Origin of the sequence: Streptomyces sp. NPDC002886, from assembly GCF_042888445.1 — a bacterium.
Lineage (GTDB): Bacteria > Actinomycetota > Actinomycetes > Streptomycetales > Streptomycetaceae > Streptomyces.
Genome location: NZ_JBIAPV010000011.1, coordinates 203,543 through 221,875, shown reverse-complemented (window position 1 = coordinate 221,875; position 18,333 = coordinate 203,543). Strand labels below are relative to the sequence as shown.

Here is an 18,333-nt window from a genome sequence, read left to right as displayed (position 1 = left end):
GGGTGGTTTGGGTGACGGGTTGGACGCTCTGCGCGAGCGCGGGTTCGCCCGCTACGGCGCGGAGCAACTCGGTATCGTCCCGGACGCCTCCACGGCGAGGGACTTGGCCGGGATCCGGGAGGTCTTCACGGCTCTGCCACCCGACCCGTACGCGCCGGGAACGAATCGGTTCCGCCGGTACTCCCACGCCGTGTACCTGCCGTGGAAGGACGAACTGTCCTGGATTCCCGGAACCCCCGACCCCGTGCACGGTACGGTCACCGATTTCTCCCAGGGCGATGACGACCCTGCCCACCCGCGGACAGGGCGCGTGCTCCCCGGCATCCCCGAGGCGCTGCTCGGCAACGCTCTGCTGCTGCGACTCCTGCGCTGGGACATCGACCAGGTGCTGTCGCTGAAGAACCTGGGGAGACGGCCGCTGTGGGCCGGTGTCCACCTGATCAAGCTCGGCGTCGACCATCTCGGTCAGGACGCCGTTTCTTCCCCGGACTGCCTGCACCAGGACGGAGGTTCGGCCAGCACGTTCACTTTCGCTCACCTGATCAGCCGTACCAACGTCACTGGCGGGCAGAACGTCATCGCCACACCGGGCAGCGCGGGCCTCAAACCCGAGGACCCGTGGACGGACATCCACGCGCGCTTCACCCTCACCGACCCACTGGACGGGTACGCCGTCCACGACCACAAGGTCAGCCACTACGTCGGCCCGGTCCGAGCGGGCTCCGAGCCCGGGCCGGGCGAACGGTCCATCCTCATCATCGGCATCGCCCCGTACGTCCCCCAGCTGTGACATCGCCCCATACTACAGTTTTGGTTGACCCGCAAGGGGGCGCCCGGCCTGCGGAGTTGGCATGCCCTTCTCTCCCCCCGTCGTTGATGGCTGGGGGGTGGGTGGTGTCACCGGCTCCGGAGGCATCGACAAACCGCTGATTAGGGGCGTGATCACCGGCCTTTCCACAAGTCGGGAGGCTCTTCGCACTGTGGATGTGACGATCGGTGCCGTGCGACGCCGGGCGACAGGGACGACCGGAGGACGCACGTGATCCGTCCACCTCTCTGTACATGAGCAGACGCGGAATCGGCGAAGAAGTATGGCGATGGGGCGACCAGCCCGACCTCTTGATGCCGGAGCTGACAGCCGCTGGTGTGCTGTACCTGGCCGGCTCATACGCACGCCCCGTCGGCGAGCCCTGCCGCGACCGTGACCGCCGGACACTGGCGAACCGGACGGCCAGGATCGACCGGGCCTCCTCGCGGCGCCAGCGCTGCCGGCTCTCGCGGGCCGACTCCCCCGCAGCGTCGGTGAGGGAGCCATGGGCCCAGGACGGTGGGAGCGGTTCCGGTGGGGGCGCCGACGCTTCCGGCGCGGCCGGGCCGGTGCCGCCACCGAGGGTGCTCACCCGTCGGCGGGCCGCGTGCTGGCGTCGAGCGCGTCTGCGATGCGGTTGATCGTGCCGAGCCGATGGTCGAAGGATCGGTCGGTCTCGATCCGGCGGACGGTGCTCTCGCCGAGCCCTGCCCGCTCGGCGAGCTGGAACTGCGTCAGACCGGCCCGCTTCCGTAACTGGCGCACCAGCACTCCGAGCGTCTCCGCCACGATTCGTCCTTCCCCCCGAGGAATGAAACAGAGGCGAGCCCACCGCTGACGACCGGTCATATATGACCGGCGCTGTGACCTGTGCACTTGCCTGACGCGACGCCAGCATCGGCGGTGTGGACAGTCGGCTCCGCGGCCCCGTGACGCACTCGTTGCGCGGCCCGGGCCGGCCCCGTCCACGCGACCAGTAGGTGAACTTGAGAGGCGGTGTTTGCGATGGCGGAGACTAGAGGCGTCCTGCTGCCGGCATACGTGGTGGCCGATGAGTCGGGCTCGATGGCGCCGTACCAGCGTGAGCTGGGGGACGGGGTGGCGTCGCTGTGCGAGGGGCTGAGGGCGGAGCCGATGGTCGCGGCCAAGCTCCGGCTGGCCGTACTGGGTTTCTCCGACGACGTGCAGGTCCGGCTCGCGGTGGCGGACATGCGTACCGAAACCACGGTGCCCCGGCTGGTGATCCGCGGGGTGACCAACTACCGGGCCGTCTTCGAGGACCTGCTGCAGCGGATCCCCGGAGACGTGAAGTGGCTGCGCGGCGAGGGCTACCGGGTGCACCGCCCGGTGGTCTTCCTGCTCAGCGACGGCCAGCCCACCGACGGCACGTCCTGGCACGCGCCGCACGCAGAGCTGACCGACCGAAACCGCACACCGACCGCGCCGAACATCATCGCCTGTGGTCTCGGCGATGCCCGGGCGCAGACCATGGTCGATGTGGCGACGCGCCCCGAGTTCGCCTTCCTCGCCAAATCCGGGACCGACGTCGGCCAGGCGATCTCGGAGTTCTTCCACGCGCTCACCATGAGCCTGGTGGCCTCCGGACAGGCCCTGAACTCGGCCGACCCGCAGCTGGTGGTGAACCGGCCCGACCAGTTCACCATGGCCATCGACGAGGTCGGCCGGTGACACCCGCGCACCGGGAGGCCCCGGACCCAACGCTGCCGCCGGTGCCTCCGAGGCCCGCCGGGCCACCCCCGGCAGCCGGGGGTGGCCCGGCACCGTGGCAGCGAATCACCGTGGACGTGCCGGGCCTGGAATTCGAAGCCCGGCCGCCCAGCCAGTACGCCTTCGACTTTCCCGACAGCGAATGCGAGGGCTGGTCCACCGACCGGCTCACCCTGAGGTTCGCCTCCGTCCGCGGCGCCAAGCACCGCTACTACCGGCAGCCGCGCCAGGACGCGGCGCGCGCCGCCGTGCACGAGGCCACCGGCAGCATCGTCTTCGCGGTCGCCGACGGCGTATCCAGCGCCGCCGAGTCCCACCAAGGAGCCGTCGAGGCGTGCCGGGCCGCCGTCGAACGCATCCTGCACTTGCTCGACCGGGGACCGGACCGGCTCGACGGGGCCGACGTCGCGGCCCACGCGGCGCAGCGGCTGTGGGAACTGGCGCGGTGGCGGCTCGGCGTCCCCGCACCGCAGCTCGCCGAGGTGACCCGCCTGTACGCGACCACCCTGGTGGCGGGGGCGGTCCGCGCCACGGGCGACGCCCTGGAGGCCGAACTCTTCCGGATCGGCGACTCCGGGGCGTGGCTCCTCGACCGGGCCGGCGGCGGCTTCCACCCACTGTTCGGCGGCAAGGCCGTACCGGGCGCGCCGCTGTTCAGCAACGAGGTCTCTCCACTGCCCCTGGTCCCCGAACAGTTGGAGACTGCCGTCAGACGGCTGGCCGAGCCGTGGACGCTGCTGATCGGCACGGACGGCTTCGGCGACCCGCTCGGCGAGGGCGACGGCCGGGTCGGAGAACTGTTCGCCGGACAACTCGCCACGCCACCGGCGCCGTTGTGGCTCGGCCATGTGCTGGACTTCAGCCGGGAGACCTTCGACGACGACCGCACCCTGCTGGCGATCTGGCCCCGGGCCGAAGGACCCAGGTGAGCACGCGGCCGGCCACCCCGGTCGAGTTCGCCACACTGACCCTGGGAACGGAACTCGGCCGCGGCGGCCAGGGATCGGTCCATCAGGTGCGCAACAAGCGCATCAACGAGGTGGCAGCTGACGGTGGTTGGGAGGTCGTCTACAAGGAGTACGCCCCCGCGGTGCTGCCGCAGGTGGATTCGGCCGCGCTGGCCGCCGCGGTCGCGCTGCCCGGGCGGCTGACCGGCGAACAGGGGCGCTGGCTGTGCGAGAAGACCGCCTGGCCGGCCACAGTGGTCCGGCGCGGCGGGCAGACGTGCGGCTTCCTGATGCGCGCCGTCCCCGACCGCTTCCGCTTCACCCTCCGGACCCTGGCGGCCGGTAGCCAGGGCTCGCCCCGGCTCACCACCCTGGAGTACCTCCTCAACGAGGACGCCTACGTTGCCGGGATCGGACTGACCGTCACCGACCGGGACCGGCTCCTGTTGCTCGCTGACCTCGCGACCACCCTCGACCGGCTGCACCGCTTCGGCGTCGCTGTCGGTGATCTCTCGCCGAAGAATCTCCTCTTCACCCTCACGCCGCGGCCCGAATGCTTCCTCATCGACTGCGACGCGGCCCGAACCGACGGTGCGACGGTGCTGCCGCAGGCCGAGACCCCGGACTGGCACGTCCCCGCGGGCGAGGAACGGGCGACGCGGCAAAGCGACACCTACAAGCTCGCCCTGCTCGCCGTCCGCCTCTTCGCCCACGACCAGGCCTCGACCGACCCGGCCGCCCTGGCGGCGATCGACCCGGCCCTCGGCGCCCTGGCCCGTGCCTCGCTCGGGACGGACCCGGCCGCCCGGCCGACGCCCGCCGCCTGGGCCGAGCAACTGGCCTCGGTGTCCGGCAGCCTGAAACCCGGCAACAAGCCGAGAACCAGTGGCGGAGCGAAGCGAAACCCACCCGGCCGACCGGCCACCCCGCGGCCTTCGGTCGGTAACAGCGGCGGGTCGGGTGGTCCGGCAACCACCGGTGGCACAGGGACGGGCGGCGCCGCGACCGGGGTGGGCATGGTACTCGCCGTCGTGGCCGCCGCAGTTGCCCTGCTGGTGGTGACCGGTAACAGCAGCTCCCACCCGGCAGCCGACAGCCGGCCGCTGACGTCCAGTCGCCCACCGCGTCCCGCTAGCAGCCCGTTCCGAATCCCGGAGCCCGTACCGGTCATCACCAGTACTCTCCCGCACACCCTGACCCCAACCCCGACACCCACCCCCACGCCAAGTCCGAGTCCGAGTCCGAGTCCGACCGATCCGATCGCCATCGCAGCCGTCGGCGACTGCTTCCACGACACCGGCACCACCGACCACGCCGACCTCACCGCGACCACCTGCGCCCCCGGCGCGTTCAAGGTCCTCCGGATCAACGAGGGCAGCACCGACCTCGACGGCTGCGCCAAGGTGCCCGGAAACGACCAGAGCGTCAGCTCCAAGCGCTACTCGCGGGTCCTGTGCCTCAGCTATCAGAGCCCCGGCGGGGACTCGTACCACGCCCGGCAGGGCGACTGCGTCTTCGGGCCGAACGGCGCGGGCCCGTGGTCGCTCCTGTCCTGCCGGACCGCCGCCTTCAAGGTCCTCGCCGTCTACAGCGGTACCAGCGACCACTCCAAGTGCGACAGCTGGCCCCACTACAACCAGTGGCGGACCGTCCCCGGCTCCAAGGGCGCCGGCCGCGACGTCCTGCAGTGCCTGTCCATGGTGTTCCCCGATGACGCGGGCTACGCCTCGGTCCGCGAATGCCTGCTCAAGTCGGGCTCCACCTTCACGAACGTCGGCAGCTGCGAGCGCTCCAACGTGTACGTCACTGGTCGCACCAGCACGCCCAACAACCCGGCGTTCTGCGGCCAGGACGCCTCCACTTACTGGCGGTCCAACGAGTTCCCTGACGTCGGCTACACCGTCTGCTGGCGCTGGCGCTGACCCCGCGGTCAACCCACTGCGGCCATCCCGTCACCCCACCAACGAAGTCGAAGGACCTGACATGGCATTCCGCTACCGGTGCGGCGAGTGCGGCTTCAAGCCCTCCTGGGGCACGGAGTCCCAGAACGAGCGGGAGCAGATCGAGCACTACGCGGACCGCCACCCCGGCCTCCATTTCGGCGGAACGGTCGAAGCCAACGCCAAGAGCCCGGAGGGAGGCATCGGCTGCCTCGGCGTCCTCGGCGTGCCGTACCTGCTGTTCCTCATCGCCGCCGCATGCAGCCGATGAACAGCGCCGACCCGATCACCTTGCGGAGGACACCATGACGAACCACTACTGGAAGCAGGACCCGGCCGCACCAGCACCGCCCACCTGGGAGCAGACGCCGCGCGCGGTGCCACCCCAGCTCGGCAGCGGCGGCACCGCCGCGGCCGCAGCTCCGCCCGCGCCGCCGCCGTCCGTCCCCGCGCCGCCGGGGCGCGGCACACCGCCGCCGGGACCGTCGACGCCGCCCGGGAGGTGGGCAGCGCGCCGGCGAGCCGGGGTGCTGCGCCACTGGCGGCTGCCGGTGGCCGCAGTGGTGCCCTGCCTCCTGCTGGCCGGCATCGGGTGGTGGTTTTGGCCGCAACAGCCGCCGAGCCTTCCTCCGCGAATCACCGAGGGGACCGTCCAGGCGAACCTGCTCAGCGCCGATGGCGTCAGCAAACTGGCCGGAACGATGGTGGTGGCCGGGTCCCAGTCCAACCGGCCCCACGCCCCGCTCGCCGTGGCTCCGTCGGAATGCGCTGTCGCTGCCGGACCGACAACGCAGTCGGTCTACGGGCAGGCGTGGAAAGCCTTCCTGTCGGTGACCTACCAGGACACCGCAGGCTCGGGCAGCTACACCGTCAACCAGGTGACCGGCGTGTTCCCGGACAGCGAGAAGGCGACCTCGGCCTTCCGCACGCTCACCGACGGCCTCGCCAAGTGCCCGTCCTCGGCGCTCACCGACCGGGCCGGCCGTACGTCGAAGTGGGCCTACACGGCCCGCCCCGCCACGGAGGTCGCGGTGGCGTGGACCGCGACGCAGGGCGACGCCGCGAACTGGGCTTGCTACCACCAGGCCCGGGTGAAGGGCGCCAGCCTGATACAGGCATCCGTCTGCCAGGCCGGTGACGGCGAGCCCACCGTCTCCATGATCGCCGACGAGCTCACCGGCAAGGTGACGGGATGACCGCGCCCGCGCGGGCGGCAGCCGCACGCCGTCGGCAAACGCTTCCCCGGATCCTGCACCTCGTGCTGATGGCATTCCTGGCGCCGATCGCCGCCGTGGGGGTCCAGACGATCGCGCCGGCCGATGCCGTGGCGGTCACGGCCCAGGCGGGCACGCTCGCCCCCGTTCCGCTGGTGGCACCCCGGGGGTTCGAGGCCGCCTTGGCGACCCTCCTGGTGGAAATCGACGACGCGAACCGGCAGGCGGCGGAGCTGGCGCAGCGGGGCAAGGACGTGGTTGCCGAGGCGGAGCGGATCACCAAGGAGGCCGCCGCCATCCGCGACAGCAAGGCGGCGCTCAACGCCAGGGTCACCGTGCTGAACCAGGAGATCAGCGCCCACAACGAGCGCGCGAAGGCCGTGGACGGAGAGATCACCGCCCACAACGCCAGGCGGCGCACGTTCCAACTACCCAAAGAGGCGAGCGCTGCCGCCGCCTACGACGATGAGGCACGCCAACTCGAGTCCAAGCGGAATCAGGAAAACGCCGTGGAAGACAAGATCCAGGGCGAGCAGAACCAGATCCGGCAGGAGGCGTCCCAGGTCGACACCAGGTCCTCCCAGCTCGACGCCACCTCCAAGACCAACAACACGAAAGCCTCCGACCTCAAGACGAAGGAACAGCAACTCCAGTCCCGGGAGCACCAACTGCTCGCGCGGATGGCGCAGGCGATCCAGAGCCTCGCCTCCGTTCCGTCGAACCCGGCAGCCGCCATGGACCAGGGCGGTGACGCGCCCGCTCCGGCCCCGCTGGCCGGCAACCAGCTCACCGGCCAGGACGAGGACACCGGCGACAGCCCCTACCGCCAGCCCCGGGCCGCCGCACTGACGCAGTACGCGAAGCAGCACGGCACCACCGTCGACACCCGCCCCGGCACGGGCTACCTGACGCCCGACGCCGTCCGGCGGCTCACCCCCGCGCAGGCAGCCACCCTCGGCAGCCCGTCCCTCAGCTACGACGGGCTGGTCCGCAAACCCAACGGCCACTACACGGCGCTACGGGTGCAGGCCCCGGCCACCACTACACCCACCCCGGCCCCGGATGCCTTCGGCTCCGGAGGGCTCATCGCCCATCAAGACGGTGAAGCGCGGGCCATCGACGAGGTCACGACACTGCAGGAGCCAACCGTCCAAGCCGCACCGAGCCCCGCCAACCCTCCGCCGCCCGCACCGGGCAGAGCCAACTGCCTGACCACACCCAAGGGCAGGCCAAGCGGCGACGGATGGATCCTCAACACCGACAAGCCGGTGACCAGCCGCAACAAGACCGCGACCGTTCCCTCCACGGTCACGATCGCGCCGTTCAGGGCCGAGAAGGCGGAAGCCTGCCTGACGAACAAACTGGGCGACGACGGGGATGTGGCGAACGGCGACATCGCCGGCTGGGAGGACGCGAAGCTCCGGGTCGCCTACGGCTCCCTCGCCCGCTGCCACCTGGTCGCCAAGCAATTAGGAGGACGGGGATCCAAACAGGGTGACTGGAACAACCTCGTTCCGTGCTACCAACTAGGCCTGAACACCAAGGGCGTCAGCATGGTTCGGTACGAGCAGCGGGTCAGGAAGGAGGTGACGAAACTGAGCCGGGGGAGCGGTTTGGCTGTCCACTACGAGGTGACACCCCACTACCTCCATGATGACAGCACCATCCCCACCTCAGTCACCATGACCGCCCGGGTCGAACTGCCCAACGGCGCCTCATGGCCCGTCTTCTACGAGATCGAGCTGGAGAACACGCCCTACGGCGGCGGCCCCAACCTGGGCAACTGACGGTGTCATCGATCGGAGGTCCACATGCTGCGCATCACCCCGAAGCGGCCGGAGTCCATCGCGGCGATCTTCCCCCCGCTGGGCCCGCTGGCCCGCACCGCGGTCCGGCTGCACCCGAGGCCCGGATCGCCGTTCTCCGGGGAGAGTTCGGTGGGAGGACCCCTGCTGTGGCCCGCAGCCGAACCCTGGCCGCACTGTGAGGGCACGCACCTGGTGCCCGACGTGCTGCCGGCGACGTCCCCGGAGGATGTCCGGCTGCAACGGGGCATCCAGGCAGCCGTCGCGAACCGGCCGCCGACCGAGCGCGGCTACACCCCTCGGGAGCACGCCGCGATGGCCCGGATCGGCGCCGGCCACCCGGGTCCCGAGGGGCCCGTCGCGATGCTGGCCGTGGCCCAGCTGTATCTCCGCGACATCGCCGTCCTGCGCCCGCCCGGGGACGCGGATCTGCTCCAGGTTCTGTGGTGCCCCTTCGACCACCCCGGGCACAACATGCCCAGGACCGAGCTGTTCTGGCGCGCCGCTGCCGCTGTCGGCGACGTCCTCGCCGCGCCCCCGTGGCCATCCGTGCTTCAGTACGAGGGGTACCTGCCGCAGCCATGTCGACTCGCTCCCGAACAGGTCACCGAGTATCCCGTGTCGGCGGAACTCGACCCTGATTTGCGGGCCAGGATCCGGGCCTGGAGCGCCCTGCAGAAGAACGATGCGGCACCGGGATCCACCTACGACGGTGCGGAGGACGCGTACTACGACTGGGAGCTGTCGGTCGCCCCCGGCTGGAAGGTCGGCGGGTGGGCACCCTGGAGCTTCACCGATCCCGCCCCCCGGCACTGCCGTGCCTGCGGCAGTGAGATGGAGCCGATGCTGACCATCGCCACAGCGGAATGGGACGACAATGTCCGCAGGTGGACCCCCGTCGAGGACCGGTGCTCCCTCCCGGGCGGCCCGGCCCCATCGCCGACACCGACCATGGTCACGATCGGGGACGGGTACAACCTGCAGATCTACGCTTGCCCGCTGGCGCCGCAGCACCCGCACACCGCATCGGTGCAGTGACCGACCTTCCCGTCCATCCGCACCTTCACCCACTGCCTGCCGGAGGCCGGACTGCCCGGTCGCTCTCGGAGGCAACAACGGACGTCAACGGCCAGGACCGGGTCGCTCGTTGTGGGTTGCCGGGCGGGTTCGGACGAGAGGCGGGAGCGCCTTTGGAGAGCATCGGCAATTCCTGTCGGCCGGCTGAGCTCTCACCCGGGGTGCGAAGCCCGCGCACGGGGTGTCTCGGACTCACTCAACGGGAAAGCTGCACCCACCTGGTGACGCCGGGACCGGGAGAGGAACGTGAGCTTCAAGAAACGGAACTCCCTCAAGTCCACTCCCCCGCCGATCTCGAAGCAGCGGCACCTTCCCGGACCCGAAGGAGCGATGGGCTTGCTCAGGCCGGCCCGGGGCGAGGGTCGCGGCTGCCTCCTGGGTCTGCTTCCCGTCGCCTCGGATGATCTTGGTGAGATGGCTGTGGTCAGCGACGAGCCCCCGCGGCTGGAGGGTGCCGAGGGAGGTGGTGGCGGAGAGGAGAACGCCGGGACCGTTGGCACGGTGGTGCTCTTCGGCCCAGTCCTGGGCCACGGGCTGCGACCACGAGGGTCCGCGAGCACCATGGTCCTGCGGTTCGGGAAGCTTGTGGCTCGCGTACTGCGGATCCGGGAGGTCTTCCTCGGCTACGTTCACGATCTTCGCCAGTCCTACGCGGTCTACCAGGCTGCCCGCCTCCAGCTCCGGCGCCTCCCCCGCCGATGGCTTTCCCGGCGGGGGCCAGCGGCGGCTCGGGCGACTCAGACGGATCCGCGCCAGGACCCGGTCGCGGATCCGCGGTCCTCGATGAAGTGCTTGAACCGCTTCAGGTCGCCCTTGACCTGGCGGTCCACGAAGCCGAGCCTGTCACCGATGTTCTCCGCCATCCCCTCCGGGTCGAAGTCCATCATCAGCGTCACCTCCGTAGGGGCCGGCTCGATCGGCCGGAACGTGAGCCGCCCCGACTGCTCGGCCTCCCGGCCACGGTCACCCACGCGACCTTGGTATCCGGGATCCGCTCGGTGATCTCCGCGTCGAACTCCCGCTCGACCCCGCGGGCAACCGGCCCACTCCCTTTCCCGTAGGCACACCGCACGCCCACTCCCCCGGCGCCCGGGCCCGTCCGGTCAGGGCCGGCCTCCTTCCGGAGGGTCGTCCTCGGGCCGCAAGCCGAGGAGGTCCAGCAGAACGTCGAGGTCGGCGACATCGACAGCCCGGGAGGCGACCGCGCGACGGGCGGCAGCCCGGTCCACGCTCCCCGTCCGGGCCAACAGCGCCGGCTCATCACAACCGAATGGATCCTTCACCCCACCGATGCCACCACGACCCCGGCACATCCGCAGCTCCCACTACTCCACGAGCACAAAACCGCGGACCCCGGCCCACTGGTCAGTCGCCATGTGGCCCTCGTGTCCGCGGGCGCCGGACTGGCACCGCTGATCGGCGAAGCCCGCCCGGGTCCTTGCTTCGCGAGGCGATCGGGGCGGCCGCCGCTCCGGCCGTCCTTCACAGGGGGATCTGGGGTCCAGCGTCCGCGACGGGGCAGCAGCGAACGCGTCTGATCCCTCCGCTGCGTCTAGCCGGCGATCACACCGGGAGGGGGCGGAGGCAGCGGGGGCGTGCTGGGGAAGGCCGGAGTTCCCCCACCCGGCGAGCCCGCCCGCCCGCTCGAGGTGCTTCCGTGGAACGCGTCCGCGACCGCGGTCAGCGCGGGGGCAACCCCGGGCGGCATCTCGTTGACCGTGCCCGATGGCGGGAAACCGAACGAGAGCATCAACTGCTTCAGGGCCACCACCATGGGTGCGGGAAGCCTGTCCAGCGCGGCGATGATCTGCTCGCCCGCGGGAATGCCGTCCGAGGGGCCAGTCCCCGTCTGCGTGTCGTCTGCCATCTCTTCGCCCTCCAAAGGGGTACACGGGTCGTTCCATCGCTTCTGCTCACTGGAAGGAGATCAATGCGCAAACGCAGCCGGCTCGGCCTTGGACACGTTGCTCAAGTCGACCCAACCCTCGGCCAAACGGCTGATGCGCCGGGCCCCGGGTACGGCTGGGAGCCGGCGGCGTGATCCGGCCGCAGGCGCGGTCGCTTGGTCAGGCCGGTCACCGGCCGGGCGCCTCGGCGAGGATCTGGTCGGCAGCCAAGTGCGGACATCCGCGGACGTGCCAGGTCACCGACAGCACGCCGCCGGCAGCGAACAGCGTCCTCGCGTCGCCGTCCCTGTCCGTGGCCTTGCAGTGCGGGCAGACAACAACCCGCGGACGGGCAGCCTCGCGCACGGCCCTCACCCCAATCCCGACGGCGCAACCGGTCCGCCAGCTCAGGCCAGAACTATCAAATCCGCAAACGGTCTGCCCGCTTACTGGCGGGTATGCGACAAAAGTTTTCGACTCGGTCGTCCCCCGGCCGGACTCCTCGCCCATCGGCTCCCCGCTCGGTTGCGTGAAGACGCGGGCAACGCCGCTGGCTGAAGGTCGGTCAGGCGCCGACGTGGAGGTAGGCCGCCCACAGGGAGGGGGTGGCCGGGTAGCGGTCGCGTACGTCCCGGATCGTGTGGTGCAGGGCGGCGGCGGTCCGATCGGGATCGAGTGTCCCGGGTCGGCCGGTCGTCAGGTGCTCGTAGAAGGTCGCGGCGACATCGGCGGCCAGGCGGTCGTCGATCTGCCACAGGGTTCCGACGACGCGGGGGAACCCGGCAAGTTGGAAGGCACTGGTGAGGTGGACGGCCTCGTCGAGGAGGTCGAAGCTGGCGGGATCCGCGGTGTTGCAGGCGGACAGGTAGGCCAACTGCGCACCGTGGAGATCGACTCGGGCCAGGGCGGACACGGTCAACGGCGCCGCGGCGTGGTCGTGCAGGAACAGCAGGCTCTGGGACGGATCGGCGGGATTGCTGCTGCCGTGGCAGGCGAAGTGGGCGATGCCGCACTCCGGGAGCAGGGCGAGTACGGCGGCCGCGGTCGGGGTGTCGGAGCTCACCGGGGAGGGCGTCCCGTCGGGGACGGGATCGGGTTCGGTGAGCCGGACTGGTTGGGGAAGCAGGGCCGTGATCCGGCGGGCTTCCTCGGCGACGTGGTCCAGCCGGCTCTGGCCGGGAGTGGTCGGCATGGCGACGATCAGGGACCGGAGGCCGTCGGCGGGCCGGGTCCTGCGCCTCCGGGCGTGGTGCAGGGTGCGGACGGTGGGCGTGTAGGAGGAGACCACCCGGTCCAGTACGGTCCGGCGGTGCGGACCGTGCCCGGGGTCGGTGTGGTACCCGGCGGCGTGCAGGGGCAGCATCCCGAGCAGTCCGCCGGGCGCCCACCACACCCGCGGCAGTGGTCGTCCCTCCTCGGCCGGCGGGATCGCCTCGCCCAGAGCGGACAGCACCGGCTCGGCCGCGGCTTCCCAGAGCCATTCCAGGACCTGGCGCAGCGTGCGCTGGGCGGCGATCCGGTCGCCGTCGGGGGCAGTCGCCTCGCCCAGTGCCTGCTGGAAGGCCTCGAGTCGGTCGGCGACGGCCTCGAGGGAGAGCAGGGGCAGGGGGCAGGAGGTGATGCCGTCGCGGGTGAGGAGCAGCGCGTCACTGCGGTAGGCGCTGATGTTGAACGTCACCACGGGGCCGTGGGCGGCCTCGGCCAAGAGGTCGTCGAGGGTGGGCGGCAGGCCGAAGGAGGCGAACCCCTCGCAGGCCTGGATGCGCCCCAGCAGTGCTTCCAGCTCCTGCGCCAGGTGGTGGCGTTCACTCGCAGGGGAGTCGGGGGCGGCGCCGGGGTCCCGGTCCAGCAGGCTACGGAGCTCCCGGAAGCGCTGGGCGAGGTCGGGGTGGCGCTCGCGCAGGTCCGTGAGGTCGCTCCGGGTGTCCAGCGCCTGGGAAAGCAGGACCGTGCGCCCCGCCTCCGCCATGCGCAGCGCCCGTACGGCCCGCTCGGACGCGTCGCGGGTCGTATCGGCCAGGGCCAGGGCGGTGGCATCGGCGGCGAGGCCGAACGCGTCGGTGCCGAGGGCGTGTTGCTGGTCGCTGCGCCGGAGTCGGCGCGGTGCCACTTCCGGCAGCATCAGTACGGCCCGCTCCAGGAGTCCGGCCGCCCGGGAGGGATCGGAGGCCGCCACGAGGCGGGCCGCCTCGCGCAACGCGCGCAGCCGCATCCACGGCGGAGCGGACCTCACCTCCAGGGCCTGCTCCCATGCGGACCGCTCCTCTTCCAAGTCGCGCGCCGCTCCGGTGTGCTCGAAGCGCAGCCGTAGGGCGACGGCGAGGTCGATCAGGTGGCCGATGCGGTTCGGGTGGTCGCCCGGGGTCACGTGGACAGCGGCGCGACCCGCGTCCACGGCCTCGTTCAAGTCCTGGAGATCTCCGCTGCGCTCGTACCGCCTCAGCAGGACGATGCAGAGGTTGACCAGGGGCATGGACGGGAGCCGGTCGTCAGGGGAGGCGCGGACGGCGCTGCGGTTCGCCTCCACCGCGTCATCCGCGTCCCGGAGGTCTCCGCTGCGCTCGAACCGCATGACCAACGCCACGCCCAGCTCCGACAGGAAGTCGATGCGCCTGGGGTTGCCATCAGGGGTGATCCGGACGGCCGCGCGGCCCGCCTCCACCGCCTCGTCGAGATCCGTCGGCTGACCCGTGCGCTCGTAGCGCATCCGCAGGGCGGCGCCGAAGCTGGTGAGGCGCTCCGCGCGATCCGGGTGGTCGTCCGGGGTGGCCCGTACGGCGAGACGGCCCGTCTCCACCGCCTCGTCCGCGTCCGTCAGTGCCCCTGCGCCCTGGAAGCGGAACCGCAGCGCCGAGCTGAGGCTCGTCAAATGGGTGGCCCTGTTCGCGTCATGGTCGGGTGTGGCCCGTACGGCGGCGCGCCCCGCTTCCACCGCCTCGTCCACGTCCTTGAGGTCCCCGGCGCGGTTGAACCGTGACAGCAGGGCGACACAGAGGTTGGACAGGATGACCCCGCGCGCCGGATGGTCCTCGGAACCGTCCCGGAGCAGGGAACGGTGCACCTCCACTGCCTCGTTTATGTCCCCGAGATCGCCCTTGCGCTTGAAGCGCGCCTGCAGGAGGACGCCGAGATTGGTCAGCGCCGCGTCTCGCTGGGGGTGGCCGTCCGGGGTGTCGCGGACGGCGGCACGATAGGCCTCGACCGACTCGTCCGCATCCCTCAGGTCTCCGTACCGCTTGAACCGAGTCTCAAGGGCGGTAGCGAGGTTGCACAGGTAGCGAGGGCGCTGGGGGTCCTCGTCGGGGGCGGACCGGACGCCGGCCCGGGCCACCTCCACCGCCTCGTCCAGGTCGTCGGGATCCCCGTGGAGCTGGAACCGATTCCTCAGACCGACGGCGAGGAAGGACAGGCAGACGGCGTGGTTCGGATGATCCTCGGGAAGATGGCGCGCGATGCGTCGTGCCAGGTCCACCGCCGAGGTCAGGAGCGCCGGATCCCCCGGGGTGTTCAACGCGCGGTGGATCAAGTCGACCGCATCGGGAAGTGCCCGCTCGGCGAGCGGGGCGAGCAACTCCTCCGGAACGGCCTGCGGCCCCACCGTGATGAAGGCCCGCTTGAGGAAGCGGAGGGCAGCCTCATAGTCCGGCCGGGCCCGGGCCGGCGGAAGAGCCTGAGCCCGGAAGAGATGCAGCAGGCTCAGAGCGTATTCGACTTCCGCATCGGCCTCGCCGTCGGCGAGGAAGTCCGCCAGGCTGCGGGCGTCGGCGAGTGCGCCGGGTTCCAGTACCGCGGACGGGTCTTCCGCCTCGTGGGCCCGGTCCATTCGCCCCACTACCGCCGCCAGCAGTCTCTCGCGCTCTCCCACAAGGTCCCCTTGCCTGACTAAAATATCGTCACTTCACCAACATAGATTGCGAGTTGCTGCACGGGGATGACTTCGGCGGGAGGTGTGAGGTGACCGACCAGTCCAGCGACCTCGGCGCGGGGACGCGTGCGGGCGTCGCCTACGTATGCGAGCAGTTGGAACGCATACGCAGGGATTTGCGGCACCACAGTGCCCGGGGAACGGCACCGCTGGACCTGCTGATGGCCGTGCTCGGTGCCGGCGAGGACCCCACCGCGCCGCTCGAGGCGGTTCATGAGGCCCTGCTGGCCGCGGGGGACGCCCGGGGCGTGCACGGCGGCCAGCGGGGCCTGAACCCGATCGGAGCAGCCTCCGCGATGCCCGAGACGTGGGTGCTGCTCTGTCCGACGGACAGCTGCTCGCGCTACGGCTGGCCCGACGGCCCCGAGACGCACGCCTGCGCGATCAGCGGCCGACCGCTGCGCAGAGAGCGGCTGTAGCGGTGGGCGCCTTCCTCGGCGCCTTGGGGCAGAAGCTCGCAGAGCGCTGGCTGACGCTGCTCGTCCTGCCCGGGGCACTGTTCCTCGCAACCGCCGTCGTCGCCCGAACCCTCGGCCAGACGCACGCCCTCGACATCCCCCGCCTCACCGGCCGGATCACCCACTGGGCGCAGACTCCCGCCGCGACCAGTCTCGGCGGGCAAGTCGTCCTGCTCGGCGCCCTCCTGGCCGCGGCGGCCGTGGCAGGCCTGGCTGCCCAAGGGCTGGGGACACTGGTCCAACGCGTCGTCCTGGCAGCCGACTGGCGCACGTGGCCGCGCCCGCTGCGGCAAGGGACCCGCACCCTCGTCGCCCGCCGCCACGCCCGCTGGACCAATGCCGCCGACCGTCTTCGCCGGCAACTCGACGCAGACGCCCGTACCTTGGCGCGCGAGCGGCGCAGGGCCGACCCCGCCCCGCGCCAGGCCGCGTACGAGGCGCTGCTGCGCATCGCCGCCGAGACGCCGGACCGACCCACATGGAGCGGCGACCGCATCCACGCCGCCGCCGTCCGCCTGGAGCGCGACCACCACCTGGACCTGCCCGTGGTGTGGCCCCACCTGTGGCTCGTCATGCCCGAAACCACCCGGACCGAGATCACGACCGCCGAGCAAGCCCTTACCCGCGCCACGACCCTGGCCGGCTGGGCCTTGCTGTATGCCCTCCTGGGCGTGTGGTGGTGGCCCGCCGCGGTGCTGTCGGCCGCCCTCGCCCTGACCGTCAGGTACCGCCTGCGCAGCGCCGCCGATACCTACGCCCAGCTCCTGGAAGCCGCCGCCCGCCTCCACACGCCCGAGCTGGCCGACCACCTCGGCATCGCCCGCTCCGGGCCCCTGGACAGCACCCTGGGCGACGCCGTCACCCGCCAACTCCGCACTAGCGGCCCCCACCCACCCCGATGAGCCCGGGCTATCGACGGGGTGTTACGCCGGTTCGACGGGCAGCCACAGCTCGCAGGTCGCCGTGCTGAAATCGTCCGCGCGCTCAAGGGTGGCGACGATCGACGGCGACTGCAGGTGCGGCATTTTTGCGGCGACCAGTGGCCAGCGTCTCGTCGGCAGTCCACACACCCACGATGATCAACGGCTGCCGCATCCGTTCCCGTAACGGCTTCACCAGCAAGATCACAATCCACACAGCTGGAGCACTATGGTCCGCTTACGGTCCCGCGGGCCTTTGAGGGCGCTCTGCATCATCCCGCGAACCCCTCCTTCAAGGGGGCGCGGAAATCCGTGGACGGGCCAGCGGAAGAACACGTACGGTGTGGCTTCACGCCCTGATACGGATGGAAGGAGGCGAGTGCCGTGCAGTTCACACCTTTCCAGCGCTCCCTCTTCCGCTATCCCGGCGTGGTTCGTCAGTTCTGACCGGGAGCGCTCCAAGCAGCCTGTATCCCGGAGGAATCCATGACCGATCTGGTCATCCGCGCGCTCTCCGCGAGCGACGCACATCTCTTCGACGCACTCCCCGACCCCCTGGGCGCACGTGAAGCCCACCGTCGTACCCAGTTCCGCCCGGACTGGAAGCGCGTCGCCCTGCGCGACGGCGAGGTCGTCGCACGCGGTGCGTGGTGGGGCGGCCCCAACGACTCGGAGCCCGTCAACATCAACTGGTTCGACGTGGCCGAGGGCGAAGAGGAGGCAGGGGCCGAACTCCTGCGCACCGCTCCCTGGCACGTCGAACTCGAGATCAACCTGCCAGGCGGCTGGCGGGACGACTCCGACCTGCGGGCCGGAGCCGAGGCGCGCTTCGCCGCCGCACGTGCCGCAGGGTACGAACTCCTGGTGGAACGCTTCCTGTACCGCTGGACCCCCGAGCGAGGTCTGCCCGAGCGGCCCGGACGCCTGCGCTTCAGCGCCGAACCCGACGACGCCGTGTTCTTCGACGCGTTGCGCCGCATCCACTCCGTCACCCTGGACGCCCACGCGCTCAGGGCCATCGAGGAGGGCGGCCTCGACCGGGCCGCCCAAGAGGAACTCGACTTCTTCCACTGGTGCCCCTCCCCACGGGAGTGGTGGCAGATCGCGCACACGCCCGAGGGCGACCTGGCCGGCATCCACATCCCGGCCCACAACCCCTCCGGCCCGACCATCGGCTTCATCGGAGTCGTCCCGGAGCACCGCGGTCACGGCTACGCCTACGACCTCCTCGCGGAGTGCACCCACCTCCTCGTCGAGCAGGGCGCGGAGGTCGTCACCGGATCGACCGACCAGGGCAACTTCCCCATGGCCGCGAACTTCGCCAAGGCCGGCTTCCCCGTCGTCCGTGATCGCATCAACTTCCACCCGGCGGGCCGAGCGGCCTAGCGAGGAGTAGCACGCGGTGAGCGGTCCGGTCCCAGCTCAGGTCCGGACCGCTTGCCGGTGCCCGGCGGCATGCCGGCCGACAGCGAACGTGCAGGATTTACGCTGTGGAGTGGCCACCGTCTGGTCGTCCGTCCACACCGACGATGATCAACGGCGACCCGCGCCCGTTCCCTTACAGGCCCCACCAGCAAAATCACGATCTACAGCTAGCGAGTACTAGCCTGCCCGGCCATGCCGTC

The 18,333-nt window shown here is 71.1% G+C and carries 14 protein-coding genes and 1 pseudogene; 11 read left to right on the top strand and 4 right to left on the bottom strand.

Features of this window, described 5'->3' with window-relative positions; genetic code table 11:
* The first annotated feature begins 19 nt into the window (after positions 1–19).
* Positions 20–790 carry a 2OG-Fe dioxygenase family protein gene (locus tag ACFYYB_RS35155; RefSeq protein ID WP_389441073.1) on the top strand — a complete coding sequence of 257 codons (771 nt, stop codon included), beginning with the start codon at positions 20–22 and terminating at the stop codon, positions 788–790.
* 606 nt (positions 791–1,396) lie between these two features.
* Here ACFYYB_RS35155 and ACFYYB_RS35150 read toward each other — a convergent pair.
* Positions 1,397–1,597: a helix-turn-helix domain-containing protein gene (locus tag ACFYYB_RS35150; protein ID WP_389441070.1), complete on the bottom strand. Its 201-nt coding sequence runs from the start codon at positions 1,595–1,597 to the stop codon at positions 1,397–1,399.
* Positions 1,598–1,813: 216 nt separating this feature from the next.
* On the opposite strand from ACFYYB_RS35150, the gene ACFYYB_RS35145 reads away from it, so the two are divergent.
* The 7 genes from ACFYYB_RS35145 to ACFYYB_RS35115 all read left to right on the top strand — a co-directional run bounded on the left by ACFYYB_RS35145 (position 1,814) and on the right by ACFYYB_RS35115 (position 9,480).
* Positions 1,814–2,497 (top strand): hypothetical protein, encoded by a 684-nt coding sequence (locus ACFYYB_RS35145; protein WP_389441067.1) that lies wholly within the window; start codon positions 1,814–1,816, stop codon positions 2,495–2,497.
* Between the two features lie 110 nt (positions 2,498–2,607).
* On the top strand, positions 2,608–3,465 hold the full coding sequence (locus tag ACFYYB_RS35140; RefSeq protein ID WP_389441064.1) for a protein phosphatase 2C domain-containing protein: 858 nt from the start codon (positions 2,608–2,610) through the stop codon (positions 3,463–3,465).
* The gene (locus ACFYYB_RS35135; RefSeq protein WP_389441061.1) at positions 3,462–5,405 is read left to right on the top strand and encodes a hypothetical protein; all 1,944 of its coding nucleotides are present in this window, start codon (positions 3,462–3,464) and stop codon (positions 5,403–5,405) included. Before ACFYYB_RS35140 ends, ACFYYB_RS35135 begins: the two co-directional genes overlap by 4 nt.
* A 61-nt stretch (positions 5,406–5,466) precedes the next feature.
* Positions 5,467–5,694 carry a hypothetical protein gene (locus ACFYYB_RS35130; protein ID WP_389441059.1) on the top strand — a complete coding sequence of 76 codons (228 nt, stop codon included), beginning with the start codon at positions 5,467–5,469 and terminating at the stop codon, positions 5,692–5,694.
* Positions 5,695–5,728: 34 nt separating this feature from the next.
* Positions 5,729–6,619 (top strand): sensor domain-containing protein, encoded by an 891-nt coding sequence (locus ACFYYB_RS35125; RefSeq protein ID WP_389441057.1) that lies wholly within the window; start codon positions 5,729–5,731, stop codon positions 6,617–6,619.
* Between the two features lie 68 nt (positions 6,620–6,687).
* Positions 6,688–8,424, top strand: coding sequence for a DNA/RNA non-specific endonuclease (locus ACFYYB_RS35120; protein ID WP_389441285.1), 1,737 nt, complete (start codon positions 6,688–6,690; stop codon positions 8,422–8,424).
* A 24-nt stretch (positions 8,425–8,448) separates the two neighbouring features.
* On the top strand, positions 8,449–9,480 hold the full coding sequence (locus ACFYYB_RS35115; protein WP_389441053.1) for a hypothetical protein: 1,032 nt from the start codon (positions 8,449–8,451) through the stop codon (positions 9,478–9,480).
* A 776-nt stretch (positions 9,481–10,256) separates the two neighbouring features.
* Here the strand turns inward: ACFYYB_RS35115 and ACFYYB_RS35110 are convergent.
* From ACFYYB_RS35110 to ACFYYB_RS35100, 3 genes and pseudogenes are all read right to left on the bottom strand, one after another.
* Positions 10,257–10,549 (bottom strand): annotated as a pseudogene (locus ACFYYB_RS35110) (cyclase); the annotation flags it as partial.
* 522 nt (positions 10,550–11,071) lie between these two features.
* Positions 11,072–11,386 carry a hypothetical protein gene (locus ACFYYB_RS35105; protein ID WP_389441051.1) on the bottom strand — a complete coding sequence of 105 codons (315 nt, stop codon included), beginning with the start codon at positions 11,384–11,386 and terminating at the stop codon, positions 11,072–11,074.
* Between the two features lie 584 nt (positions 11,387–11,970).
* Entirely contained in the window at positions 11,971–15,228 is a 3,258-nt protein-coding gene (locus tag ACFYYB_RS35100; RefSeq protein ID WP_389441048.1) for a CHAT domain-containing protein, read from the bottom strand.
* A gap of 131 nt (positions 15,229–15,359) precedes the next feature.
* Between ACFYYB_RS35100 and ACFYYB_RS35095 the strand changes: the two genes are divergently transcribed.
* The 3 genes from ACFYYB_RS35095 to ACFYYB_RS35085 all read left to right on the top strand — a co-directional run bounded on the left by ACFYYB_RS35095 (position 15,360) and on the right by ACFYYB_RS35085 (position 18,094).
* Positions 15,360–15,749 carry a hypothetical protein gene (locus tag ACFYYB_RS35095; RefSeq protein ID WP_389441045.1) on the top strand — a complete coding sequence of 130 codons (390 nt, stop codon included), beginning with the start codon at positions 15,360–15,362 and terminating at the stop codon, positions 15,747–15,749.
* A gap of 2 nt (positions 15,750–15,751) precedes the next feature.
* Positions 15,752–16,690 carry a hypothetical protein gene (locus tag ACFYYB_RS35090; RefSeq protein ID WP_389441043.1) on the top strand — a complete coding sequence of 313 codons (939 nt, stop codon included), beginning with the start codon at positions 15,752–15,754 and terminating at the stop codon, positions 16,688–16,690.
* 504 nt (positions 16,691–17,194) lie between these two features.
* Complete coding sequence (locus tag ACFYYB_RS35085) at positions 17,195–18,094, top strand: GNAT family N-acetyltransferase (protein WP_389441041.1); 900 nt, start codon at positions 17,195–17,197, stop codon at positions 18,092–18,094.
* Positions 18,095–18,333: the final 239 nt, after the last annotated feature.

What these genes read in the sequence shown, in the direction of transcription:
- ACFYYB_RS35145 (WP_389441067.1), top strand. Translation starts at nt 1,814, where the DNA reads ATGGCGGAGACTAGAGGCGTCCTGCTGCCGGCATACGTGGTGGCCGAT.
- ACFYYB_RS35130 (WP_389441059.1), top strand. Translation starts at nt 5,467, where the DNA reads ATGGCATTCCGCTACCGGTGCGGCGAGTGCGGCTTCAAGCCCTCCTGG.
- ACFYYB_RS35125 (WP_389441057.1), top strand. Translation starts at nt 5,729, where the DNA reads ATGACGAACCACTACTGGAAGCAGGACCCGGCCGCACCAGCACCGCCC.
- ACFYYB_RS35120 (WP_389441285.1), top strand. Translation starts at nt 6,688, where the DNA reads ATGGCATTCCTGGCGCCGATCGCCGCCGTGGGGGTCCAGACGATCGCG.
- ACFYYB_RS35115 (WP_389441053.1), top strand. Translation starts at nt 8,449, where the DNA reads ATGCTGCGCATCACCCCGAAGCGGCCGGAGTCCATCGCGGCGATCTTC.
- ACFYYB_RS35105 (WP_389441051.1), bottom strand. Translation starts at nt 11,386, where the DNA reads ATGGCAGACGACACGCAGACGGGGACTGGCCCCTCGGACGGCATTCCC.
- ACFYYB_RS35100 (WP_389441048.1), bottom strand. Translation starts at nt 15,228, where the DNA reads ATGGACCGGGCCCACGAGGCGGAAGACCCGTCCGCGGTACTGGAACCC.
- ACFYYB_RS35085 (WP_389441041.1), top strand. Translation starts at nt 17,195, where the DNA reads ATGACCGATCTGGTCATCCGCGCGCTCTCCGCGAGCGACGCACATCTC.